The organism is Streptomyces sp. NPDC056835, from assembly GCF_042789485.1.
GTDB lineage: Bacteria > Actinomycetota > Actinomycetes > Streptomycetales > Streptomycetaceae > Streptomyces.
In genome coordinates, this window is the sequence record NZ_JBHUBB010000057.1 from 1 (window position 1) to 24,250 (window position 24,250).

Sequence of the window (24,250 nt, forward strand, 5' to 3'; positions counted from 1 at the left end):
GTTCCGGGGCCGCCGCCTTTCAGTCGGACAGGGACTAGCTGAAGGAGTCCCCGCAGGCGCAGGAGCCCGTCGCGTTCGGGTTGTCGATCGTGAAGCCCTGCTTCTCGATGGTGTCGACGAAGTCGATGGAGGCGCCACCCAGGTACGGGGCGCTCATCCGGTCGGTGACGACCTTGACGCCACCGAAGTCCTTGACGACATCGCCGTCGAGCGAGCGCTCGTCGAAGAACAGCTGGTAGCGCAGGCCGGAGCAGCCACCGGGCTGTACGGCGACGCGCAGCGCGAGGTCGTCCCGGCCTTCCTGGTCCAGCAGGGCCTTGACCTTGCCCGCGGCGGCGTCGGACAGGAGGATGCCGTCGCTCACGGTGGTGGTCTCGTCCGATACGGACATCTGCTTCTCTCCCGGGTTGTACGGACTGCTTGCCGACAGTGCAACCGGCTCGGCCGCGGATTCATTCCGGGCCCTGGCGCGTGTCTTTCCCTCCTTCATGCTCGCACACCGGCTCGCGATGCGGCAGCCGGTGGCTCCTCGGGGCCCCCGCCCGGGAATGCGTCACATCGACGCTATCGGCATCGTCAAAGTGACGTGAACCGGTTATCATAGATAGTGTCAATTAGACGAAAAGGCTCGTCTGCAGAGAAGAAAGGGTGCGTGACGTGACCACCGCCCAACCCCGTCAGGATCTCGCCGTCCAGCCGACGCCCCTCGCCCTGCTGCTGCTCGGCCGCGAGGCCGACCCGCGCAGCGAGCGGGGCGTGGAGTGTCCGGGCGACCTGCCCTCCCCGTCCGACCCGGACCTGGTGGAGCGCGCCCGCGCGGCGAAGGAGAAGCTCGGGGACAAGGTCTTCGTCCTCGGCCACCACTACCAGCGTGACGAGGTCATCCAGTTCGCGGATGTCACCGGCGACTCCTTCAAGCTGGCCAGGGACGCGGCGGCGCGGCCCGACGCCGAGTACATCGTCTTCTGCGGCGTGCACTTCATGGCGGAGTCCGCGGACATTCTGACCGGCGACGAACAGAAGGTCGTCCTGCCCGACCTGGCCGCGGGCTGCTCCATGGCCGACATGGCCACCGCCGAGCAGGTCGCGGAGTGCTGGGACGTACTGACCGAGGCCGGCATAGCCGAGCGGGTCGTCCCCGTCTCGTACATGAACTCCTCGGCCGACATCAAGGCCTTCACCGGCAAGCACGGCGGCACGATCTGTACGTCCTCCAACGCCGAGCGCGCGCTGAACTGGGCCTTCGAGCAGGGCGACAAGGTCCTCTTCCTGCCCGACCAGCACCTGGGGCGCAACACCGCGGTGCGGGATCTGGGGATGTCGCTGGAGGACTGCGTCCTGTACAACCCGCACAAGCCGAACGGCGGCCTCACCGAACAGGAGCTGCGCGACGCGAAGATGATCCTGTGGCGCGGCCACTGCTCGGTGCACGGGCGCTTCTCGCTGGACTCCGTCCGTGATGTACGGGAGCGGATCCCGGGCGTGAACGTGCTGGTGCACCCGGAGTGCAGGCACGAGGTCGTGGCGGCGGCGGACTACGTCGGCTCGACGGAGTACATCATCAAGGCGCTGGAGGCGGCCCCGGCCGGCTCGAAGTGGGCGATCGGTACGGAGCTGAATCTCGTACAGCGGCTGGCGAACCGTTTCGCCTCCGAGGACAAGGAGATCGTCTTCCTCGACCGTACGGTCTGCTTCTGCTCCACGATGAACCGGATCGATCTGCCGCATCTGGTGTGGACGCTGGAGTCCCTGGCCGAGGGCAACGAGGTCAACCGCATCCAGGTCGACAAGGAGACGGCGGACTTCGCGCAGCTGGCGCTGGAACGGATGCTGGCACTGCCGTAGGCCCCGCTCCGCCCGCCTGTGCCCGGGGCGTCCCTCTGCTCGCGGGGGCGGCGGCGTGCGCCGCGGGTGCGGGTGCGGGTGCCCCGGAGCAGCGACACGATCATCGCCGCCCCGGGGCACCTTCGTTACCTCACGAGATACCTCAGACGTTCACCGGTTCCGGCTCGCGCGGCGACTCGGAGACCGGGGTCTCGTTGTCCCCCTTGGTCCCCCGCTTCGCCGCCTTCTTCTTCGCGCGGCGTTCCTTCCGCAGCTCCACCATCGCGTACAGCGTCGGCACGAGCAGCAGCGTCAGCAGCGTCGATGTCACCAGACCGCCGATCACCACGACCGCCAGCGGCTGGGCGATGAAGCCGCCCTCGCCGGTGATCCCCAGCGCCATCGGAAGCAGCGCGAAGATCGTCGCCAGGGCCGTCATCAGGATCGGGCGGAGCCGGTGACGGCCACCCTCGATGACCGCTTCCACCACGCCCAGGCCCTGCGACCGGTACTGGTTGATCAGGTCGATCAGCACGATCGCGTTGGTCACCACGATGCCGATCAGCATCAGCATGCCGATCATCGCGGGGACGCCCATCGGCGTGCCGGTCAGGACCAGCAGGCCGATCGCGCCGGTGGCCGCGAAGGGGACGGAGACCAGCAGGATCAGTGGCTGGATCAGCGAGCGGAAGGTCGCGACCAGGAGCATGAAGACGATCGCGATGGCCGCCAGCATGGCGAGGGCCAGCTGTCCGAAGGCGTCGTCCTGGTCCGCGGAGACACCGCCGATGGACGCGGTCGCGCCCTCCGGCAGATCCAGGGCGTCGATCTTCGACTGGAGCGAGGCGCTGACCGCGCCGGTGTTGTCACCGGTCGGCCGTGCCGTGATCGTCGCGGCCCGCGAGCCGTCGATCCGGGTCATCGAGACCGGACCGGGGACCAGCTTCACGTCCGCGATCTGACCGAGCTTCACCGGGCCCAGGGGCAGGTTCTTCAGCTCGGCGATCGTCTTGGCCGGCTTGGCCGAGGTGACGACGACATCGCGCTCGGTGTCACCGAGGATCGCCTTGCCGGAGGTGGTGCCGCGTACCGCCTGGCCGACGGCGAGACCGAGCGTGGTGTCGTTGAACCCGGCCTCCGCCGCCTTGGCGTTGGCCTTGACCGAGATGCGCGGGACGGACTGCGACAGGTCGCTCTGTACGTCGGTGACGTCGTCGAGCTTCGCGACGGCGGCCTGGACCTGGTCCGCGGCCTTGCGGAGGGTGTCCGCCTCGGATGCCTTGACCACGACGCTCAGGTCCTGGCTGCCGAAGCCGTCGCCCGCGCCGATCGTCGTCTCGCCGACGCCGTCGAGCCCGGCCAGTTCCTTCTCGATGCGGTCCTGCGTCTTCTCGTACGACGCGGAGTCCTTCAGGGTCACCTGGTACGTCGCCTGGTTGGCGCCCGAACCGCCGCCGAAGGCCGCCAAGAAGCCGGAGGAGCCGACGGTGACCTGGTAGTCCTTGATCTCCTCGATGCCGGAGAGGACCTTCTCGACCTTCTTCGCGGAGGCGTCGGCCGACTCCAGGCTGGTGCCCGGGGTCAGCTCCTGCTTGATGGAGAGGACTTCCTGCTCGCCCTGGTCGAAGAAGTTGGTCTTGAGCAGCGGCGCCATGCCGAACGTACCGAGCAGGACGACGATCGCGATGACGACGCTGGTGATGCGGCGGCGGGTCGCGAAGCGCAGGACCGGTACGTACAGCCGCTGGAGCCTGCTGCGGCCCTCCTTCTCCTCGGCCTGGCGGCGGGCCTCGTCGGGGCTGATCCCGAGGGCGCCCTTCGGCGGGCGCAGGAACCAGTACGAGAGCACCGGTACGACGGTCAGCGAGACGAGCAGGGAGGCGAGCAGCGCCGCCGTGACCGTCAGCGAGAACGAGCCGAACAGCTCGCCGACCATGCCGCCGGCCAGACCGATCGGCAGGAACACCGCGACGGTGGTGAGGGTGGAGGCGGTGACCGCTCCCGCGACCTCCTTGACGGCGGTGAGGATGGCGCTCTCGCGCTCCTCGCCGTAGCCCAGGTGCCGCTTGATGTTCTCCAGGACGACGATCGAGTCGTCGACCACCCGGCCGATCGCGATGGTCAGCGCGCCGAGGGTGAGCATGTTGAGCGACAGGTCACGCGTCCACAGCACGATCAGCGCCAGGACGACGGAGAGCGGGATGGAGACGGCGGTGACGATGGTGGAGCGGATCGAGGCCAGGAAGACCAGGATCACGACGACGGCGAAGACCAGGCCGAGCGCGCCCTCGGTGGTCAGTCCCGAGATCGACTTGGAGACGGCCGGGCCCTGGTCGCTGACGACGGTGAGGGTGGCGCCGGAGCCGAGGTCCTTGCGGAGGTCGGGCAGCTTGTCCTTGACCGCGTCCGAGATGGCGACGGCGCTGCCGTCCTTGTCCATGGTGGCCGAGACGGCGAGGCTGGGCTTGCCGTTCGTACGGGTCAGCGAGGTCGCGGCGGCCGGCTTCTGCTCGACGGAGGCGATGTCACCGACGCGTACGGGCGTTGCCGCGGAGCCGCCTGCCGAGCCGCCCGCGGGTGCCTGGGGCACTACCCGCAGGTCCTCGATCTGCTTCAGCGAGGTGAATCCGCCGCCGACCTGGACCGTACGGCTCTTGCCGTCCTCGGAGAACGAACCGGCGGGGAAGGTGGCGCCACCGGCCTTGAGCGCCTCGGAGAGCGCCATGGTGTTGAGACCCGCCGCGGCGAGCTTCTTGTCGTCGGGGGTGACGGCGACCTGGAGGTCGCGGACACCGTCGACGGTGACCTGGCCGACGCCGGAGATGTCCTCCAGGGCGGGGACGACCGTACGGTCCAGCTGATCGGCCAGCGCCTGCTGGTCCTTGTCGGAGGTGACGGCGAGGACGACGGTCGGGATGTCGTCCGTCGAGCCGGCCACGACCTGCGGGTCGACATCGGTGGGGAGCTGGGAGCGCGCGCGGTTGACGGCCTGCTGCACATCGGCGACGAGCTGCTTGGTGTCCGCGTCCCCGAAGTCGAAGCTGGCCATGACGAGGGCGCTGCCCTCGCTGGCCGTGGAGGTGACGCCGCTGATGCCGTCGACCGTCTTGATGGAGTTTTCCAGCGGTTCGACGACCTGCTTCTCGACCACATCGGGAGAGGCGCCCTGGTAGGGGGCGATCACCGACACCATGGGGAGTTCGATGGTGGGCAGGAGCTGCTGCTTGAGCTGCGGTATCGCGATGGCTCCGAAGACGATCGCGATGATCGACATCAGCCCTATCAGGGCCCGTTGCGCGAGGCTGAATCTTGACAGCCAGGACATTGGGTGTCTCTCTTCTGTGGTGAAACGCGGCAGGTGGACGCGGCGGCTCGGCCGTGGAGAGGCGCTGCGGCGCCTCCAGCGGATGGGCACAACGGCCCCTCTATACGATCGGCCATCGATGGGGGCCGGCGCGTAGACCCCAGGTCGAGTTTCCTTATCCGGCGCGTACCGCGTCTGGAGTACGTGCGAGAGGTGTGCTACTCCACCCTTGGACGTACCAGGCCCGATTCGTAGGCGATTACTACCAATTGGGCCCTGTCACGAGCCCCGAGTTTTGCCATCGCGCGGTTCACATGGGTCTTGACCGTCAACGGACTGACCTGAAGGCGCTCCGCGATCTCGTCATTGGAGTGGCCACCCGCGACCAGCACCAGCACCTCGCGCTCGCGCCCCGTGAGCGCGTCCAGCCGCTCGGAACTGACCGCCGGCTCCGGGCCCTCGCCCGAAGCCGCGCCCTGCGCGAGGAAGGTGGCGATGAGGCCCTTCGTCGCGACGGGCGACAGCAGCGCCTCGCCGGCCGCCGCGATCCGGATGGCGTTGAGCAGTTCCTCCGGCTCCGCGCCCTTGCCGAGGAAGCCGGAGGCTCCGGCGCGCAGCGACTGCACCACGTACTCGTCGACCTCGAAGGTGGTCAGCATGACGATACGCACCATGGCGAGGTCCGGATCCGCGCTGATCATGCGGGTGGCGGCGAGACCGTCCGTGCCGGGCATCCTGATGTCCATCAGGACGACGTCGGGCCGGGTGGAGCGGGCGAGGGCCACGGCCTGCGCGCCGTCGGCGGCCTCCCCGACGACCTCCATGTCCGGCTCGGAGTCCACCAGTACCCGGAACGCGCTGCGCAGCAGCGTCTGATCGTCGGCGAGCAGGACCCGGATCGTCATGCGTTCTCCCCCGTGCGGTTCTTGACCGGCAGTATCGCCTGGGTACGGAAGCCGCCGCCGTAGCGGGGCCCCGCGCTGAGGCTGCCGCCGAGGGCGGTGACGCGCTCGCGCATGCCGATGAGGCCGTGGCCGCCGCCGTCCGCGGGCTCGCCCGTGCCCCGGCCGTCGTCCAGCACGGTGATCTCGACGGCGGCGCCTACGCGTACAACGCTGACCTCGGCCTTCGCCGCCTGCCCGGCGTGCTTCCGTACGTTGGTCAGGGCCTCCTGGATGATCCGGTACGCGGCGAGGTCGACGGCGGCGGGAAGGCGGTTCCCCGCGTCGCCCGCCCCGTCCGCCGCGAACTCCACGGGCAGGCCCGCGTTGCGGAAGGTGTCGAGGAGTCCGTCGATATGGGCGAGGCCGGGGGCCGGTTCGGTGGGGGCCTCCGGGTCGCCGGACTGGCGCAGCAGCCCGACGGTGGCGCGCAGTTCGTTGAGCGCGGAGCGGCTGGCCTCCCGTACATGGGCGAGGGCTTCCTTGGCCTGGTCGGGGCGCTTGTCCATGACGTGCGAGGCGACACCGGCCTGCACATTGACCAGGGCGATGTGGTGGGCGACCACATCGTGCAGATCGCGGGCGATGCGCAGCCGCTCCTCGGCGACCCGGCGGCGCGCCTCCTCCTCCCGGGTGCGTTCGGCGCGTTCCGCGCGTTCGCGGATGGCGTCGATGAAGCCGCGGCGGCTGCGTACGGCGTCTCCCGCGGCGCTCGCCATGCCGGTCCAGGCGAATATCGACAGATTCTGCTGGGAGTACCAGGGGTCGGGACTCAGCCACATCGCGACGGCGGTGAGCACGGCCATGGTCGCGAGGCCGACCCGCCAGGTGGTGGGCCGGTCGGTGTGGGCACCGACGTTGTAGAGCGCGATGACGGCGCTGAACACCACGGTCACGGGCGGATGGCCGGTGAAGAGATCGACGAGGGTCAGTCCGCCGGTGCACAGCAGTACGGGCATGGGCGCGCGGCGGCGGAAGACGAGAGCTCCCCCGGCGAGCACCATGAGCAGGACGCCGAGCGGGCTCGGGCTGCTGGTCCCGAGGATCGGGCCGCCGGGGCCGTCGTGCGCCCGGGCGAACGATCCGAGCAGCATGCCGGCGAGGACCGCCGCGGCCAGCGCTCCGTCGGACACGAGCCGATGCGCGCGCACCCAGCTCCGCGCACGGGTGAGCGCGGTTCCGAGGGGAGTCACGTCGGGCATCCGGAAGGGGTCACGCGGCAACGGTACGGGGTACGGGTGGCGGCGCCCACACGCGTGGGTGCCGTACCCCGGATGCGGGGGCCACGCATACGCGTGCCCCGCGCCGCCGGACGGAGCCGGGGACGCGGGGCACGCGGGGAGTGCTGGAGTGCGGGAGAAGCCGGTCAGGCCGAAGGGATCAGGCCGTCGTCGTTCAGCATCTCGCGGACCTCTTCCAGGGTCGCGCCAGGAGCGGGCAGGATCAGTTCGGACGGCTCCAGGGAGTCGTCGGGCAGCGGCTCGCCGAGCTCGCGCACCTTGGCCAGAAGGGCGTGGAACGTACGGCGGAAGCCGTCCCGGTCGCCGTTCCTGATCTCGGCCAGCAGCTCGTCGTCCAGCGTGTCGAGTTCGGTGAAGTGGCTGTCCGCCAGCTTCACCTGGCCCTCCCCCATGATCCGTACGATCATGACGAATCCCTACTGCTTGTCGAATTTGTTCGAGGTCGGCGGGGCGTCCTGGGTGCCGCCCTCGATCGCCTGCTTCGGGGCCGAGCCGCCCGCGAGCTCCGCCTTCATGCGCTGGAGCTCCAGCTCGACGTCCGTACCTCCGGAGATCCGGTCCAGCTCGGCCGCGATGTCGTCCTTCGCCATCCCGGACTGGTCGTCCAGGGCGCCGGAGGCCAGCAGCTCGTCGATCGCGCCGGCGCGCGCCTGAAGCTGCGCGGTCTTGTCCTCCGCGCGCTGGATCGCCATACCGACGTCGCCCATCTCCTCGGAGATGCCCGAGAAGGCCTCCCCGATCCGGGTCTGCGCCTGTGCCGCGGTGTAGGTGGCCTTGATGGTCTCCTTCTTCGTACGGAAGGCATCGACCTTGGCCTGGAGGCGCTGCGCGGCGAGCGTGAGCTTCTCCTCCTCGCCCTGCAGCGTCTGGTGCTGCGTCTCCAGGTCGGTGACCTGCTGCTGGAGCGAGGCACGGCGGGAAAGCGCCTCGCGCGCCAGGTCCTCCCGGCCGAGCGCCAGCGCCTTGCGGCCCTGGTCCTCCAGCTTCGACGACTGGCCCTGCAGCTGGTTCAGCTGCAACTCCAGCCGCTTGCGGGACGTCGCCACATCGGCGACCCCGCGGCGTACCTTCTGCAGCAGCTCAAGCTGCTTCTGGTACGAGTAGTCAAGGGTCTCGCGCGGATCCTCGGCCCGGTCAAGGGCCTTGTTGGCTTTCGCGCGGAAGATCATCCCCATACGCTTCATGACACCGCTCATGGGCTTCGCGCGCCCCCTTCTGACGGACTACAGCTCCAGCACTCCAACAGAACCCACAGTACGGGCCCTGCCTCTATTACCGCACTGTTCGAGCACGGATGCGCTCCTCCCCAAGGACGACTGCTCCGCCGCCCGGTCAGGCGCAAGGAGTAGACGGTCGTCGGGGACAGGGGAGACAAAGTCCCCCTCTGTCCACATACAGACGCTCGCTGTTGCGGGATCGTTCCCCGCGGGGGTGGGGTCCAACCACGACACCCCGTACCCTTGGGCTTTGTGTTCCGAAGCCGTTCCAAGGAAGAGAAGGCCCCCGCCACCCAGGTGACACCGGGCCTCTCCACGCAGCCCCGCGACCCGCAGGCCCCCAAGGGCCGCCCGACTCCCAAGCGCAGTGAGGCGCAGACGCAGCGACGTCGCGCCTCCACGACGCCGACCGACCGCAAGACGGCCATGAAGCGCCAGCGCGAGGCACGCCGCGCGGATCTGGCGAAGCAGCGCGAGGCGCTGGCGAGTGGTGACGAGCGCTATCTGCCCGCCCGTGACAAGGGGCCGGTACGCCGCTTCGTCCGTGACTTCGTCGACTCACGCTTCTGCATGGCCGAGTTCTTCCTGCCGCTCGCGGTGGTGATCCTGGTGCTGAGCATGGTCAGGGTCGGCGCCCTCCAGAACATCGCGCTGCTGCTGTGGCTCGGTGTGATCGTGCTGATCGTCATCGACTCGATCGGGCTCTGGTTCCGGCTGAAGAAGCAGCTCGCCGAGCGCTTCCCGGACACCCCGAAGCGCGGGGCGGTGGCCTACGGCCTGATGCGTACGCTCCAGATGCGCCGACTGCGGCTGCCGAAGCCGCAGGTCAAGCGCGGAGAGCGGCCCTGAGCACGGGCGTCTCCGGCGACGCGGAAGGCCCGGCCGACCGGCCGGCCACCCATGGCGCGCTGCGCCATGTCGTCCGGCGGGAACTCGTCGCGCGCCAGCTCGACGAGCAGATCGCCGGCCGCTTCCCGGTGGGGCGGCGGCTACGCGTCCTGGACGTCGGCATGGGACAGGGCACCCAGGCCCTGCGCCTGGCGCGCGCCGGACACACGGTCACCGGTCTTGAGTCGGACGCCGCGCTGCTCGCCGCGGCGCGCACGACGCTGGCCGACGAGCCGGCGGGCATACGTGAGCGGGTCAGGCTGATCGAGGGCGAAGGCCTGGAGACCGGGGTGCACTTCCTGCCCGGCAGCTTCGACGTGGTCCTCTGCCACGGAGTGCTGATGTACGCCGACGAGCGGGACGCGCTGCTCGCGGGGCTGGCCAGGATGGTGGCGCCTGGCGGCCTGCTGTCGCTGCTCGTACGCAACGGGGACACCCTTGCCCTGCGGCCCGGTCTGGCCGGGGACTGGGCGGGGGCGCTGGCCTCCTTCGACACGGACACCCAGGTCAACCGGCTGGGGCTGCGGGTACGCGCGGACCGGCTGGACGCGCTCACCGCCACGCTGGCGGGGATCGCCGCGCCGCTGCACGCCTGGTACGGCGTACGCGTCTTCACGGACGGCGCGGCCGGGGACGCGGAACCGCCCGCCGGGGACGAGCTGGAGCGGCTGCTGGCCCTGGAGGACCGGGCGGGGCGCACCGAGCCGTACCGCAGGGTCGCCGCGCTGCTGCATCTGTGCGGCGTGCGCGGCTGAGCTCCGGGACATGACCCGGCCGGGGAATCAGTCAGGTGAGTGGCCCCCGGACGCGTCCTCACGGTCGTGAGCAGCATAGAGAGCGGCGGCAGAGCCGGCGCACCCGAGACGGCCCGGCTCTCCGCCGGGGAGACCTGGCGGGCCCTGTACCGGCACTTCCGGCCGCATCGCCGGATCGTGGCCCTCGGCGCGTTCCTGGCGCTGATCGGCGCGGCGAGCGGACTGGCCCAGCCCCTCGCCGCCAAGGCCCTGGTCGAACGGCTGGGCGAGGACGGTTCGATCACCGGCATCCTGCTGGTGCTCACGGGGCTGGTGGTGTTCGGTACGGCGATCGAGGCGCTGGCCTCGTACCTCCTGGAGCGGACCGCCGAGTCCGTCGTCCTCGCCGCCCGCCGCACCCTGATCGGGCGGCTGCTGCGGCTGCGGCTGCCCGAGGTGGAGCGGACGCAGCCGGGCGATCTGATGTCCCGGGTCACCTCGGACACCACCCTGCTGCGCGCGGTGACGACCCAGTCGATCGTCTCGGCGGGCACCGGCGGGCTCGCGTTCCTGGCGACCATCGTGCTGATGGGCGTGATGGACGTGGTGCTGCTCGGTGTGACGCTGGGGGTGATCGTGGTGATCGGCGCCGCCGTGGCGCTGGTCATGCCCAGGATCTCGCGGGCTACGCGACGGTCGCAGGAGGCCGTCGGCCATATATCCACCGTGCTGGAGCGGGCCTTCGGCGCCTTCCGTACGCTCAAGGCGTCGGGCGCGGAGGAGCGCGAGACCGCCGTGGTGGAGGCGGCGGCCAAGGAGGCGTGGCGGCACGGCGTGCGGGCCGCGAAGTGGCAGTCGCTGGCCGGGTCCTCGGTCGGACTGGCCGTACAGGTGTCGTTCCTGGCGGTGCTGGGGATCGGCGGGGCGCGGGTGGCCTCGGGGGCCATCTCCATCTCGACGCTGATCGCGTTTCTGCTGTTCCTGTTCTATCTGATGGATCCGGTGTCGAAGCTGGTGCAAGCGGTGACGCAGTACCAGGTGGGATCGGCGGCCGTCGCCAGGATCGCGGAGGCGGAGCGGCTGGAGACGGAGGTCCTGGAGCCGGCCGCCGGAAAGCCGGGGACCGCCGGGCCGCACGGCGGTGGCCCGGCCACCGTGGTCTTCGAGGACGTCACCTTCCGGTACCGCGAAGAGCTTCCGTACGTCCATCACGGTGTCTCCTTCGAGATCCCCGGCCCCGGGATGACGGCCTTCGTCGGCCCCTCGGGCGCGGGCAAGACGACCGTCTTCGGGCTGATCGAACGGTTCTACGAGGCCACTGGCGGCCGGGTCCTGGTCGACGGCAGGGACGTACACGACTGGCCGCTCCCCGAGCTGCGCGCCGCGATCGGCTATGTCGAGCAGGACGCGCCGGTGCTGGCCGGGACGCTGCGGGAGAATCTGGTCTTCGCCGCCCCCGACGCCACCGACGAGCGGATCCGGGAAGTGCTCGTACGGGCCAGGCTGGACGGGCTCGTGGAGCGGCTGCCGGACGGTCTGGAGACGCTGGTCGGGCATCGCGGCTCCAAACTGTCGGGCGGTGAGCGCCAGCGGGTGGCGATCGCGCGGGCGCTGCTGCGCCGGCCCCGGCTGCTGCTCCTGGACGAAGCGACGTCCCAGCTGGACGCGGTCAACGAGCTGGCGCTGCGGGACGCGGTGGCGGAGGCGGCCCGGGAGGTGACGGTGCTGGTGGTGGCGCACCGGCTGTCGACCGTGACGCTCGCGGACCGCATCGTGGTGATGGACGCGGGCAAGGTGCGGGCGGTGGGCACGCACGACGAGCTGGTGGCGAACGATCCGCTGTACGGGGAGCTGGCGGCCACCCAGTTCCTGACGGCGGCACGCTGAGTAGCGCGACGGTGTCTCCGCCGACCGGGGCCGCGCCCCCTGATCGGCGGTGCACCGCAGGCCACACCGATAGGACAAACGGGATACTCCGGGCATGGATGTTTCCCTTCACCGCCGTCGCGCCCGCCGGCCGCTGCTGCCTCTGACCGCCGCGATCTGCGTGGCGGCGCTGGCCGGCGGCTGCGCCGGCCCCGGCACCCCGGGCTCCCGTATGTCGAACCCCGACACCACGACCCAGGCGGCGGCCATGCGGCGCGCCGGCAACGATCTGCAGACCGCCTACGAGACGGCGATCAGGAATGTGCTGCCCTCGGTCGTCCAGATCCAGTCCGGGGACAGCCTGGGGTCGGGCGTCGTCTACGACGGACAGGGCCACATCGTCACCAACGCCCATGTCGTCGGCAAACAGCGGACTTTCTCGGTCACCCTGGCCAACAGCGAGCAGCCCCTCGCGGCCAAGCTCGTCTCCAGCTTCCCCCAGCAGGATCTGGCCGTCATCAAGCTCGACAGGATCCCGACCGGGCTGAAGGCCGCCAAGTTCGGCGAGACCTCGGCGGTCGCGGTCGGTCAGATCGTGCTGGCCATGGGGTCACCGCTGGGGCTGTCGGGCAGCGTCACCCAGGGCATCGTCTCGGCGGTCGGACGGACCGTCAGCGAGGGCTCGTCGGGCGGCGGTACGGGCGCCACCATCGCCAACATGGTGCAGACGTCGGCCGCGATCAACCCGGGCAACAGCGGGGGCGCGCTGGTCAATCTGAACAGCGAGGTGATCGGCATCCCGACGCTGGCCGCGATCGATCAGGAGCTGGGCAACAGCGCCGCGCCCGGGATCGGCTTCGCGATCCCGGCGTCGCTGGTGAAGACGATCGCCGACCAGATCATCAAGAACGGCCGGGTCATCGACTCGGGCCGGGCGGCCCTGGGCATCAGCGGCCGTACCGTACTCGGCCCCGAATTCCAGCCGATCGGCGTCGCGGTCGTCACGGCCCCGAGGGGCGGCGCGGCGGCCAAGGCGGGGATCAGGCCCGGGGACGTCATCACCAAGATCGACGGCACCCCCGTCACGACGATCCTCTCGCTGTCCGAGGAACTCGCCTCCCACAAGCCGGGACAGAAGATCAAGGTGACCTTCACGCGGAGCGGCGCGACGAAGACCGCGGAGGTCACGCTCGGCGAGATGTAGTGCCGGGCGCCATGGAGTGCCGGGCGCCCGCGGACCGCTCCGCGGGCACTCGCACGCGTACGGTCAGCTCTCGTCGGCCCGCAGGCTCATCGGACCGTAGATCTTGGCGCCGTCCTCGAACAGCGAGACCTGGTCCGCGCCTCCGTCGAGAAGCTCCTTCCACGCCTCGCCGACCCATGACTCGGCGTCCCCCTGCGTCGTGAACTCCTCCGGCTCCACCGCCGGCGCGACCTCCGTCCCGTCGGCCTTCTCGAACCGCCACATCCACGCCATGTGCGCCTCCCGGGTCCCGCGGAACTGATCAATATCCTGCCCGCAGCGTAGCCGGGCGCGCACCGTGAGCGGTGACACGGGAGGATCGCCCCGTGGAACTGACTCTGCTCGGCACCGGAGCCCCCGCCGGACTCCCCCGCCCCGACTGCCCCTGCGCCGCCTGCGCGAGCGCCCGCGGCGAGCGCGCCCGCGCCGCGACCGCCCTGCTGGTGGACGGCGTCCTGCTGCTCGACCTCACCCCGGGAGCGGCGCTCGCCGCGGCCCGCGCCGGGCACTCCCTCGCGGGCGTACGGCAGGTCCTGCTCAGCCACCCGCACGACGGCCCCGCGGTGGAGCTGCCCGCCGGACTGCCCGCGGCGGGCCGGGTGGCGGACGGCCGGGTACTGACGCTGCTCGGCGGACACCGGATACGGGCGGTGCCGATGGACGCGCCGGGTACGGGGTACGAGGTGACGGCGTCCGGCGGCGAGCGGCTGCTGTATCTGCCGCCGGGCGGGGCGCCCGCGGGTCTCTCACCCGAGAACGGCCGGGCCGCGGCCCCGTACGACATGGTCGCCGCCGACGTGGTGGGGCGGCCCGACGCGGTGGCGCGGCTGCGGGCGGCCGGCGCGATCGGGCCCGACACCGATGTCGTCGCCGTCCATCTCGACCACGATGTGCCACCGGGCCCCGAGCTGGACCGGCGGCTGGCGGCGGCGGGCGCGCGGGCCGTACCGGACGGAACGACGCTGACGGTCGGCGCGTACCACCCCGTGCCCCAGGTGCCCCGGCGCACGCTGGTGACGGGCGGGGCGCGCTCGGGCAAGTCCCTGGAGGCGGAGCGGCGGCTCGCGGCGTTTCCCGGGGTGCTGTACGTGGCCACCGGCGGCGGCCGCGAGGGCGACCCGGAGTGGGACGCCAGGGTCCGCGCGCACCGTGATCGCCGGCCGGGGTCCTGGCGCACGGAGGAGACCTGCGATCTCGTACCGCTGCTCGCGGCGCAGGGGCCGCCGCTGCTGATCGACTGCCTGTCGCTGTGGCTGACGGACGCGATGGACCGGGTGAACGCGTGGGACGACGCGGCATGGGCGGCGGGGGGCGAGAAGGCGCTGCGGGGGCGGACGGGGGCGCTGGTGGCGGCGGTGCGGGCGACGCGGCGCACGGTGGTGGCGGTGACGAACGAGGTGGGGTCGGGGGTGGTGCCGGGGACGGTGTCGGGGAGACGGTTCCGGGATGAGCTGGGGAGGCTGAACGCGGGGGTGGCGGGGGAGTGTGAGCATGTGCTGCTGGTGGTGGCGGGCCAGGCGGTGACGCTGCGCTGAGCGCGGGCGGTGCGCGGTCCGGCGGGGGTTGGGTGCGGTGCGCCTCCGGCGGGGGTGCGGGTGCGGGTGCGTGCGTCGTGGTGCGGGTGCGCCGTCCAGCGGGGGTGCGGGTGCGTGCGGCTGGTGCCGGGGGCCGGGGCCTGCGGAGGTCCGTGTCCGGACTGCTTTCCTCACCGCGCTTCGCGCGTGCTGCGACGCTTTACGTCCGGACACGCACCTCCTCCGACCCCGACCCCCTCCCCCCGGCGGTCCCGGCCATTCGCCACCCTGGCTGGGGGTCGGGGGGGTGGGTGCGGGCCGGTGGCCCCGGCCATTCGCCGTCCGGCTGGGGGTCGGGGGTGAGTGCGGGACGGTTCGTACCCAGCGGCCCCGGCCAAAGAGGAACGCCCCCCTAACTGCCCCCGGGGCGGACGGTACTCTCGGCGAAATGAGCTCGCTTAATCTCGATGACTTCTCCGATCTGATCGAGCGCCCCGACAGCGGTACCCGGCGGGACGCCGAGGAACGGCGGGAGCGGCTGGCCGTGCCGAGCGGGGCGCTGGGGCGCCTGGACGAGCTCGGTGAGTGGCTTTCCGCCGCGCAGGGGTCCGTACCGGTCAAGGCCGTCCGGCAGCCCCGCGTCGTGCTGTTCGCCGGCGATCACGGCGTCGCCGCGCTCGATGTCTCGGGGCGGCCCGCCGGCAGCGCGCGGTCGCTGGTACGCGCGGTGCTGGAGGGCGAGAGCCCCGTCGCCGTGCTGGCCCGGCTGGCGGAGGTGCCGGTGCGGATCGTGGACGCCGGGCTCGACTGCGATCCGGCGCTGCTGCCCGACGAGGTCGTACGGCACCGGGTGCGGCGCGGCAGCGGGCGGATCGACATCGAGGACGCGCTGACCGTCGAGGAGGCCGAGCGGGCCGTACGGCTGGGCATGGCGATCGCGGACGAGGAGGCGGACTCGGGCACGGATCTCGTCGTACTGGGCGATCTGAGCGTCGGCGGTACGACGCCCGCGGCCACCCTGATCGCCGCGCTGTGCGGTACGGACGCGTCCGTGGTGACCGGGCGCGGCGGCGCCGGGATCGATGATCTGGCGTGGATGCGCAAGTGCGCGGCGGTGCGGGACGCGCTGCGCCGGGCGCGGCCGGTGCTGGGGGATCAGCTGGAGCTGCTGGCGACGGTGGGGGGCGCGGATCTGGCCGCGATGACCGGGTTCCTGTTGCAGAGCGCGGTACGGCGGATGCCGGTGATCCTGGACGGTGTGGTCTCGGCGGCCTGCGCGCTGGTGGGCCAGCGGGCGGCGTTCCGCGCTCCCGACTGGTGGCTCGCGGGGCAGTTGAGCGGGGAGCCCGCCCAGGCGAAGGCGTTGGACAGGATGGCGCTCAACCCGCTGCTGGACCAGGGCGTCACCGTAGGGGAGGGAACCGGGGCGCTGCTCGCGCTCCCGCTCGTCCGGGCCGCGGCCGCTCTCGCGGCGGAGCTGCCGGAGCGGGCGGAGCCTGTGGAGGATGCCGCGGAGTACGTCACCGAGTGAGGCATCGGTGCGGTCGCTACCACGGGCGGCCGTATCAGTCTGCGTGAAGCACGATGCCCCATATGATCGTGTTTTATGGGAGAAGTCCGCATGGCTGTCTATCCGTTGGGCCGGGCGACCGGGGCGAGCCGGGCCACCGAGCGTTCGCGGCGCGGCGCGGCGTTCGCGGTCTGGTATCTGCGCGCCGTCACCTTCGTCAACTTCCTCAGCGCCGTGTGGGTCTCGCTCGGACAGGATCTACGGCGGCACAACGTCGACAACTACTTCACCCCGTATCTGCTCACCGCGGGCTTCGCGCCCGGTGTCTTCACGCTCTTCCTCGCGATCACCATGCGCCGCCGCAAGCGCGCCGCCTGGATTCTCAATCTCGTTCTCGCCGGTTCCTTCCTGCTGCTGTTCTCGTTCGTGATGGTCTTCACGGAGATCAGTCGCTACCCGCAGAACTGGGTCTCGCTGGGGCTGACCGGCGCCTTCGTGTGCGCGCTGCTGCTGGGGCGGCGGGAGTTCTACGCGAAGGGCGACCGCTCCAACCCGAGGCTGGCGGCGGCCGTGGCGGTCGGCGGGCTGCTGGCCGCCTCGCTGCTGGCCGCGCTGCTCGTCACCGTCACCAACACCGCCGGGGGCCCCTCGTCCTTCACCGAGCGCTGGCGGTACGGCACGGCGCGGCTCGTCTCGCTGATGGCCGACGGCTCCCGGTTCCCGGGGATCGCGACGCCCGGCTGGGTCAATGTCACCATCAACGTCCTGTCCACGCTGCTGCTGCTCGCCGTGCTGTACGCGGCCTTCCGCTCGCGCCGCGCCGTAGACCCGATCACCGGGGACGACGAGGCGAGGCTGCGGGTGCTTCTGGACAGGCACGGGGAGCGTGACTCGCTCGGCTATTTCGCGCTGCGCCGTGAGAAGAGCGTGATGTGGTCACCGACCGGCAAGGCCGCCATCACCTACCGGGTGGTGGGCGGGGTGTCGCTCGCCTCCGGCGATCCGATCGGTGACCCGGAGGCATGGCCGGGGGCCATCGAACCCTGGCTGGCCGAGGCGCGGGAACACGGCTGGCTGCCCGCCGTGATGGGGGCGAGCGAGGAGGCCGGCACGATCTACGCGCGGCACGGCCTGGACGCGCTGGAACTGGGCGACGAGGCGCTTGTCGAGACCGCCGACTTCACCCTGGAGGGGCGGGCCATGCGGACCGTGCGCCAGGCCTACAACCGGGTCGCGCGGGCCGGCTACCGGGTCACGGTCAGGCGCCACGAGGACATTCCCGCCGACGAGATGGCCGAGCTGCTGCGCCGCGCCGACGACTGGCGCGACGGCGCGACCGAGCGCGGCTTCTCGATGGCGCTCGGCCGGCTGGGCGACCCGGGCGACGGCCGGTGCGTGATGCTCGAATGCCATGACGGGAACGGCGAGCTGAGGGCGGTGCTGAGCTTTGTGCCCTGGGGGCCCAAGGGGCTCTCGCTCGATCTGATGCGCCGTGACCGGGACAGCGAGAACGGACTGATGGAGTTCATGGTCATCGAACTCCTCCGGCGCGCGGGGGAGATCGGGATCACTCAGGTCTCGCTGAACTTCGCGATGTTCCGGTCGGTCTTCGAGCGGGGCGCGAAGCTGGGCGCGGGCCCTGTGCTCCGGCTGTGGCGCTCGCTGCTCAGCTTCTTCTCGCGCTGGTGGCAGATCGAGTCGCTGTACCGCGCCAACGCCAAGTACCGGCCGATCTGGGAGCCGCGCTTCATGCTCTTCGAGAAGAGCGCCGATCTGCTGCGCATCGGTATCGCGGCGGGCCGCGCCGAGGGCTTCCTGGAGGCCCCGGGGCTGCCGGGGTGGCTGCATCGCAGGAGGCTGGGGACGCGTCGCTGACCGTCGGGGGCTACTCTCGCGCGATGACCCCCATGGACGGCGAACGTGTGGACGCCGCACGCGCCCCGGTGGCCGACGGCATACGGTTCGCCTTCGGCACCCTCACCGTGCTCCCGGTCCGGCTGACGCGCTGGGACCGCGGTGCCGCCCGCGCCGGAATGCTGAGCGCGCCGGCCGCCGGGCTGGTCGTGGGGGCGGCCGCGGCGGGCGCCGGGGCGCTGATGCTCCTGGCGGGCGCCTCCCCCCTGCTCGCGGCGGTGGCGGCGGTGGCCGTACCCGCCGTCCTCACCCGCGCTCTCCATCTCGACGGTCTCGCCGACACCGCGGACGGCCTCGGCAGCGGCAGGCCCGCCGAGGACGCGCTGCGGATCATGAAGCGGTCGGACATCGGTCCGTTCGGGGTGGTCACGCTGGTGCTGGTGCTGCTGGGGCAGGTCGCGGCGGTGGCCGGGCTGTACGCGGAGAGCGCGGCGCGCGGCGCGGTCGCGGTGGTCGTCGCCGGGGTGACGGCGCGGCTCGCGCTCACCCTGGCCTGCCGTACGGGGGTGCCGCCGGCCCGGCCCGACGGTCTGGGCGCGGCGGTGGCGGGGGCGGTGCCGGTACGGTCCGCCGCGGTCGCCGCGCTGCTCGTGTTGGCGGCCTGCGCGGCGGCGGGCGCGCTGTTCGGTCCCTCCGGCGCCGTACGGCACGCGCTGGCGGCCGTGGCCGGGCTGGTCGCGGCCCATCTGCTGCTGCGGCACTGCGTACGGCGCTTCGGCGGGGTCACCGGCGATGTGTTCGGCGCCCTCGCGGAGACGGCCGCGACCGTGGCGCTGGTCGCGCTGACGCTGGGCTCGTGACACCAGCTGTACCCGGCGCGCTCGGCGGGCCGCAATGGTGCGAAAGCCGCCCACAGCCGAAGGAACCGCCGCCCCTGTGAGCGACGTACATCACTGAGCGTAGGCTCGTTCCCGCCGCGGACAGCGCCCGCTTACGATGCGGCGGGCACGGTCGGCCCACCCCTCGACCGCCAACGAACCTAACGGAAGCGAGATTTCACCACCGTGACTGCTCTCACTCTCAGTACTGCCGGGGCGGCGACGCTGCGCGCCGACGCGATTGTCGTCGGCGTCGCGAAGGGCGCCAAGGGGCCGGTCGTGGCGCCGGGCGCCGAGGCCGTGGACAAGGCGTTCGACGGAAAGCTCGCCTCCGTCCTGGAGACCCTCGGCGCCTCGGGTGCCGAGGGTGAGGTGACCAAGCTGCCCGTGCTGTCGGGCCTGAAGACACCGGTCGTCCTCGCGGTCGGGCTCGGCCCGGTCCCGGCGAAGGACGCGACGTACGGCGCCGAGCCGCTGCGCCGCGCCGCCGGGGTCGCCGCGCGCGCCCTGTCCGGCGTGAAGAAGGCCGCGTTCGCGCTGCCCGTCGAGGCGGCCGAGGACATCGAGGCCATCGCCGAGGGCGCCCTGCTCGGCGCGTACGCCTTCACCGCCTACCAGGGCGGCGAGAAGAAGTCCAAGAAGGGCGACAACGGCCCGAAGCGGCCGCTCGGCGAGGTCGCGCTGCTGGGCGCCAAGCCGCGCGACAAGGCGCACAAGGCCGCGGCCGAGCGCGCGATCGCGCTGACCGAAGAGGTCAACCGCGCCCGCGATCTGGTGAACACCCCGCCGAACGACCTCACCCCCGAGTCCTTCGCCGCCGTGGCCACCGCCGCCGGCAAGGAGAACGGCATCAAGGTCCAGGTCCTCGACGAGAAGGCGCTCGCCAAGGGCGGCTACGGCGGCATCCTCGGCGTCGGCCAGGGCTCGGCCAACCCGCCGCGGCTGGTGAAGCTCGCCTACACGCACCCCGACGCGAAGAAGACCCTCGCCCTCGTCGGCAAGGGCATCACCTACGACTCGGGCGGCATCTCGCTGAAGCCGGCCGGTCACAACGAGACCATGAAGTGCGACATGAGCGGCGCCGCCGCGGTGTTCGCCGCCGTCGTCGCGGCCGCGCGGCTCGGTCTCGCCGTCAACGTCACCGGCTGGCTCGCCCTCGCGGAGAACATGCCGTCCGGCACCGCCACCCGCCCGGGTGACGTGCTGCGCATGTACAGCGGCAAGACCGTCGAGGTCCTCAACACCGACGCCGAGGGCCGGCTCGTGCTGGCGGACGCGCTGACCCGGGCCTCCGAGGAGAACCCGGACGCGATCGTCGACGTGGCGACCCTGACCGGCGCGATGGTGCTGGCGCTGGGCAACCGGACGTTCGGGATCATGGCGAACGACGAGGCGTTCCGTACCTCGATCCACGAGATCGCGGAGGAGGCGGGCGAGGCGTCCTGGCCGATGCCGCTCCCCGCGGACCTGCGCAAGGGCATGGACTCCCCCACCGCCGACATCGCGAACATGGGCGAGCGGATGGGCGGCGGCCTGGTCGCCGGGCTCTTCCTCAAGGAGTTCGTCGGCGAGGGCATCACCTGGGCCCACCTGGACATCGCGGGCCCGGCCTTCCACGAGGGCGCGCCGTACGGCTACACGCCGAAGGGCGGTACGGGCTCCTCGATCCGTACGCTCGTGAAGCTGGCGGAGCGCACCGCCGCGGGCGACCTGGGCTGAGTCACGGTCCACGCGGTCACGGTCCACACGCGGAGGCCGGCGGACCGGGGCTCCGGAGGTGGGTGGGGGCGGTGGAAGTATGTCGCCCGTCTCACCTCCGGGGCCCCGCGTCCCGTCTCGCTCCGACAAGTGCGAAGATGGGTTCTCGGCAGGACAGGGCCCCCACCACAGGGCCGAAGACATAGCGGCCGAAGACCAGCCGCCGCCCGGTCACCGGACCGCGCCCGGCGCACATGCATGGAGGACGTGACGTGGCGAACGACGCCAGCACCGTTTTCGACCTAGTGATCCTCGGCGGCGGTAGCGGCGGTTACGCCGCGGCGCTGCGCGGAGCGCAGCTGGGCCTGGACGTCGCCCTGATCGAGAAGAACAAGCTGGGCGGCACCTGCCTGCACAACGGCTGCATCCCCACGAAGGCTCTGCTGCACGCCGGCGAGATCGCCGACCAGGCGCGCGAGAGCGCGCAGTTCGGTATCAAGACCACCTTCGACGGTGTCGACATCGCGGGTGTGCACAAGTACAAGGACGAGGTCATCTCGGGCCTGTACAAGGGCCTGCAGGGTCTGGTCGCCTCCCGCAAGGTGACCTACATCGAGGGCGCGGGCCGGCTCTCCTCCCCCACCTCCGTCGATGTGAACGGGCAGCGCGTCCAGGGCCGTCATGTGCTCCTCGCGACCGGTTCCGTACCGAAGTCGCTGCCGGGTCTGGTGATCGACGGCGACCGCGTCATCTCCTCGGACCACGCGCTGACGCTGGACCGGGTCCCGCGGTCCGCGATCATCCTGGGCGGCGGCGTCATCGGCGTCGAGTTCGCTTCCGCGTGGAAGTCCTTCGGCACGGACGTCACGGTCGTCGAGGGCCTCAAGCACCTCGTCCCGGTCGAGGACGAGAACAGCTCCAAGCTGCTGGAGCGCGCCTTCCGCAAGCGCGGCATCAAGTTCAACCTCGGAACGTTCTTCGAGAAGGCCGAGTACACGCCGGACGGTGTCCGGGTGACGCTGGCCGACGGCAAGACCTTCGAGGCGGAGATACTGCTCGTCGCGATCGGCCGCGGTCCGGTCTCCGAGGGTCTCGGCTACGAGGAGCAGGGCGTCGCGACCGACCGCGGCTATGTCGTCGTCGACGAGTACATGCGCACGAACGTGGAGACCATCTCGGCGGTCGGTGACCTCGTCCCGACCCTCCAGCTCGCGCATGTCGGCTTCGCCGAGGGCATCCTGGTGGCCGAGCGGCTGGCCGGTCTGAAGACCGTTCCGATCGACTACGACGGCGTGCCGCGCGTGACGTACTGCCACCCCGAGGTCGCCTCCGTCGGTATCACCGAGGCCAAGGCCAAGGAGATCTACGGCGCGGACAAGGTCGTCGCTCTCAAGTACAACCTCGCGGGCAACGGAAAGAGCAAGATCCTCAAGACCGCGGGCGAGATCAAGCTCGTCCAGGTCAAGGACGGCGCCGTGGTCGGCGTCCACATGGTCGGTGACCGTATGGGCGAGCAGGTCGGCGAAGCTCAGCTGATCTACAACTGGGAGGCCCTGCCGGCCGAGGTCGCGCAGCTCATCCACGCGCACCCGACCCAGAACGAGGCTCTCGGCGAGGCCCACCTGGCCCTGGCCGGCAAGCCCCTCCACTCCCACGACTGATGTTTCAGTCCGGGCGCGACGACCACTACCGCACTTCCCCTCGCTCGGCGCTCCGCGCGAGCTGGGGAGACCCCATCGTTAGGAGCAACTGAAACCATGGCGGTTTCCGTAACCCTGCCGGCGCTCGGCGAGAGCGTCACCGAGGGCACTGTCACCCGCTGGCTGAAGGCCGAGGGCGAGCGCGTCGAGGCCGACGAGCCTTTGCTTGAGGTCTCCACCGACAAGGTCGACACCGAGATCCCGGCCCCGGCCGGCGGTGTGCTGGCCTCCATCAAGGTGGCCGAGGACGAGACCGTGGAGGTCGGCGCCGAGCTGGCCATCATCGACGACGGTACGGGCGGCCTCGCGGCGGCCCAGCCGACCGAGACCGTCCCGGCTCCGGCTCCCGCCGCCCCGGCGCCGGTGGCCGAGGCTCCCGCGGCCCCCGCTCCGGCTCCGGCCGCCGCGCCCGCCGCCGCTCCGGCCGGTGGCGCCTCCGGCACCGATGTCACGCTGCCCGCGCTGGGCGAGTCGGTCACCGAGGGCACCGTCACCCGCTGGCTGAAGGAGGTCGGCGAGGAGGTGGCGGAGGACGAGCCGCTGCTTGAGGTCTCCACCGACAAGGTCGACACCGAGATCCCCGCCCCGGTCGCCGGTGTGCTGCTGGAGATCGTGGTCGGCGAGGACGAGACCGCCGAGGTCGGCGCCAAGCTCGCGGTGATCGGTGCTCCGGGGGCTGCCCCGGCCGCCGCTCCGGCACCGGCCGCTCCGGCGCCCGTACCGGCCCAGGAGGCTCCGGCTCCCGTCGCCGCCCCGGCTCCGGCTCCGGCCGCCGCCCCGGCACCGGCGCCCGTGCCGGTCCAGGCCGCCCCCGTGGCTCCGGCTCCGGCCGCCCCGGCGCCCGTGGCCCCGGCCCCGGTCACCCCGGCGCCCGCCGCGACCGCCGGTGACGACGGCGCGTATGTCACCCCGCTGGTGCGCAAGCTCGCCGCCGAGAACGGTGTCGACCTGGCCTCGGTCAGGGGCACCGGCGTCGGTGGCCGTATCCGCAAGCAGGATGTCGTCGCCGCCGCGGAGGCCGCCAAGGCCGCCGCCGCGCGGGCCGCCGCACAGGCTCCGGCCGCCGCTCCCGCCGCCGCGCCGAAGGCGCCCACGCTGGAGGCGTCCCCGCTGCGCGGTCAGACCGTCAAGATGACCCGCATGCGCAAGGTCATCGGCGACAACATGATGAAGGCGCTGCACACGCAGGCCCAGCTGACCTCCGTGGTCGAGGTGGACATCACCAAGCTGATGCGGCTGCGCGCCCAGGCCAAGGAGTCCTTCGCCGCGCGTGAGGGCGTCAAGCTCTCCCCGATGCCGTTCTTCGTCAAGGCGGCGGCCCAGGCGCTGAAGGCCCACCCGGTCATCAACGCCCGGATCAACGAGGACGAGGGCACGATCACGTACTTCGACTCGGAGAACATCGGCATCGCCGTGGACTCCGAGAAGGGTCTGATGACCCCGGTCATCAAGGGTGCGGGCGATCTGAACATCGCCGGTATCTCCAAGAAGACCGCGGAGCTGGCGGCGGCGGTCCGGGCAAGCAAGATCACCCCGGACGACCTGGCCGGCGCGACCTTCACCATCAGCAACACCGGTTCGCGCGGTGCGCTGTTCGACACGATCATCGTGCCGCCGAACCAGGTCGCCATCCTGGGCATCGGCGCCACCGTCCGGCGTCCCGTGGTCATCAACCACCCGGACCTCGGCGAGACGATCGCGGTGCGCGACATGACGTACGTCGCGCTCTCCTACGACCACCGGCTGGTGGACGGCGCCGACGCCGCCCGCTATCTGACGGCGGTCAAGGCGATTCTGGAAGCCGGCGAGTTCGAGGTCGAGCTCGGCCTGTAGTCGCG

Annotated in this window: 19 protein-coding genes; 12 read left to right on the forward strand and 7 right to left on the reverse strand. The window is 71.5% G+C overall.

Features of this window, described 5'->3' with window-relative positions:
* Positions 1–34 precede the first annotated feature (34 nt).
* The gene (locus ACFRMN_RS37095) at positions 35–391 is read right to left on the reverse strand and encodes an iron-sulfur cluster assembly accessory protein (protein ID WP_030355429.1); all 357 of its coding nucleotides are present in this window, start codon (positions 389–391) and stop codon (positions 35–37) included.
* A 266-nt stretch (positions 392–657) separates the two neighbouring features.
* Here ACFRMN_RS37095 and nadA point away from each other — a divergent pair, with 266 nt between their 5' ends.
* Positions 658–1,845, forward strand: a complete 1,188-nt coding sequence (gene nadA / locus ACFRMN_RS37100) for a quinolinate synthase NadA (RefSeq protein ID WP_383028554.1) — start codon at positions 658–660, stop codon at positions 1,843–1,845.
* Positions 1,846–1,987: 142 nt separating this feature from the next.
* Here nadA and ACFRMN_RS37105 read toward each other — a convergent pair whose 3' ends face one another.
* The 5 genes from ACFRMN_RS37105 to ACFRMN_RS37125 all read right to left on the reverse strand — a co-directional run bounded on the left by ACFRMN_RS37105 (position 1,988) and on the right by ACFRMN_RS37125 (position 8,494).
* A complete protein-coding gene (locus tag ACFRMN_RS37105) occupies positions 1,988–5,149 on the reverse strand; it encodes an efflux RND transporter permease subunit (protein ID WP_383028556.1) in 3,162 nt (1,053 codons plus the stop codon).
* A 197-nt stretch (positions 5,150–5,346) separates the two neighbouring features.
* A complete protein-coding gene (locus ACFRMN_RS37110) occupies positions 5,347–6,033 on the reverse strand; it encodes a response regulator (RefSeq protein WP_383028558.1) in 687 nt (228 codons plus the stop codon).
* On the reverse strand, positions 6,030–7,262 hold the full coding sequence (locus ACFRMN_RS37115) for a sensor histidine kinase (protein ID WP_383028596.1): 1,233 nt from the start codon (positions 7,260–7,262) through the stop codon (positions 6,030–6,032). Before ACFRMN_RS37115 ends, ACFRMN_RS37110 begins: the two co-directional genes overlap by 4 nt.
* A 173-nt stretch (positions 7,263–7,435) precedes the next feature.
* A complete protein-coding gene (locus tag ACFRMN_RS37120) occupies positions 7,436–7,717 on the reverse strand; it encodes a hypothetical protein (RefSeq protein WP_383028560.1) in 282 nt (93 codons plus the stop codon).
* Between the two features lie 9 nt (positions 7,718–7,726).
* A complete protein-coding gene (locus tag ACFRMN_RS37125; RefSeq protein WP_129769806.1) occupies positions 7,727–8,494 on the reverse strand; it encodes a PspA/IM30 family protein in 768 nt (255 codons plus the stop codon).
* A 285-nt stretch (positions 8,495–8,779) separates the two neighbouring features.
* On the opposite strand from ACFRMN_RS37125, the gene ACFRMN_RS37130 reads away from it, so the two are divergent.
* The 4 genes from ACFRMN_RS37130 to ACFRMN_RS37145 all read left to right on the forward strand — a co-directional run bounded on the left by ACFRMN_RS37130 (position 8,780) and on the right by ACFRMN_RS37145 (position 13,219).
* Entirely contained in the window at positions 8,780–9,376 is a 597-nt protein-coding gene (locus ACFRMN_RS37130) for a DUF3043 domain-containing protein (protein ID WP_129769807.1), read from the forward strand.
* A gap of 59 nt (positions 9,377–9,435) precedes the next feature.
* Positions 9,436–10,170, forward strand: coding sequence for a class I SAM-dependent methyltransferase (locus ACFRMN_RS37135; protein WP_383028598.1), 735 nt, complete (start codon positions 9,436–9,438; stop codon positions 10,168–10,170).
* A 66-nt stretch (positions 10,171–10,236) separates the two neighbouring features.
* Positions 10,237–12,036 (forward strand): ABC transporter ATP-binding protein, encoded by a 1,800-nt coding sequence (locus tag ACFRMN_RS37140; protein WP_383028562.1) that lies wholly within the window; start codon positions 10,237–10,239, stop codon positions 12,034–12,036.
* Positions 12,037–12,130: 94 nt separating this feature from the next.
* Positions 12,131–13,219 carry a S1C family serine protease gene (locus tag ACFRMN_RS37145; protein ID WP_383028564.1) on the forward strand — a complete coding sequence of 363 codons (1,089 nt, stop codon included), beginning with the start codon at positions 12,131–12,133 and terminating at the stop codon, positions 13,217–13,219.
* 63 nt (positions 13,220–13,282) lie between these two features.
* Here the strand turns inward: ACFRMN_RS37145 and ACFRMN_RS37150 are convergent, their stop codons facing one another.
* Positions 13,283–13,492, reverse strand: coding sequence for a hypothetical protein (locus ACFRMN_RS37150; RefSeq protein WP_383028566.1), 210 nt, complete (start codon positions 13,490–13,492; stop codon positions 13,283–13,285).
* A gap of 92 nt (positions 13,493–13,584) precedes the next feature.
* Here ACFRMN_RS37150 and ACFRMN_RS37155 point away from each other — a divergent pair, with 92 nt between their 5' ends.
* From ACFRMN_RS37155 to sucB, 7 genes are all read left to right on the forward strand, one after another.
* Positions 13,585–14,793, forward strand: coding sequence for a bifunctional adenosylcobinamide kinase/adenosylcobinamide-phosphate guanylyltransferase (locus ACFRMN_RS37155; RefSeq protein WP_383028569.1), 1,209 nt, complete (start codon positions 13,585–13,587; stop codon positions 14,791–14,793).
* A gap of 427 nt (positions 14,794–15,220) precedes the next feature.
* On the forward strand, positions 15,221–16,303 hold the full coding sequence (gene cobT, locus ACFRMN_RS37160; protein ID WP_383028571.1) for a nicotinate-nucleotide--dimethylbenzimidazole phosphoribosyltransferase: 1,083 nt from the start codon (positions 15,221–15,223) through the stop codon (positions 16,301–16,303).
* Positions 16,304–16,378: 75 nt separating this feature from the next.
* A complete protein-coding gene (locus tag ACFRMN_RS37165; protein ID WP_383028574.1) occupies positions 16,379–18,157 on the forward strand; it encodes a phosphatidylglycerol lysyltransferase domain-containing protein in 1,779 nt (592 codons plus the stop codon).
* 23 nt (positions 18,158–18,180) lie between these two features.
* Positions 18,181–18,996 carry an adenosylcobinamide-GDP ribazoletransferase gene (locus ACFRMN_RS37170; protein ID WP_383028576.1) on the forward strand — a complete coding sequence of 272 codons (816 nt, stop codon included), beginning with the start codon at positions 18,181–18,183 and terminating at the stop codon, positions 18,994–18,996.
* 204 nt (positions 18,997–19,200) lie between these two features.
* Positions 19,201–20,733: a leucyl aminopeptidase gene (locus ACFRMN_RS37175; protein ID WP_383028579.1), complete on the forward strand. Its 1,533-nt coding sequence runs from the start codon at positions 19,201–19,203 to the stop codon at positions 20,731–20,733.
* Between the two features lie 251 nt (positions 20,734–20,984).
* Positions 20,985–22,373, forward strand: a complete 1,389-nt coding sequence (lpdA, locus tag ACFRMN_RS37180; RefSeq protein ID WP_383028581.1) for a dihydrolipoyl dehydrogenase — start codon at positions 20,985–20,987, stop codon at positions 22,371–22,373.
* A gap of 96 nt (positions 22,374–22,469) precedes the next feature.
* A complete protein-coding gene (gene sucB, locus ACFRMN_RS37185; RefSeq protein ID WP_383028583.1) occupies positions 22,470–24,245 on the forward strand; it encodes a 2-oxoglutarate dehydrogenase, E2 component, dihydrolipoamide succinyltransferase in 1,776 nt (591 codons plus the stop codon).
* Positions 24,246–24,250: the final 5 nt, after the last annotated feature.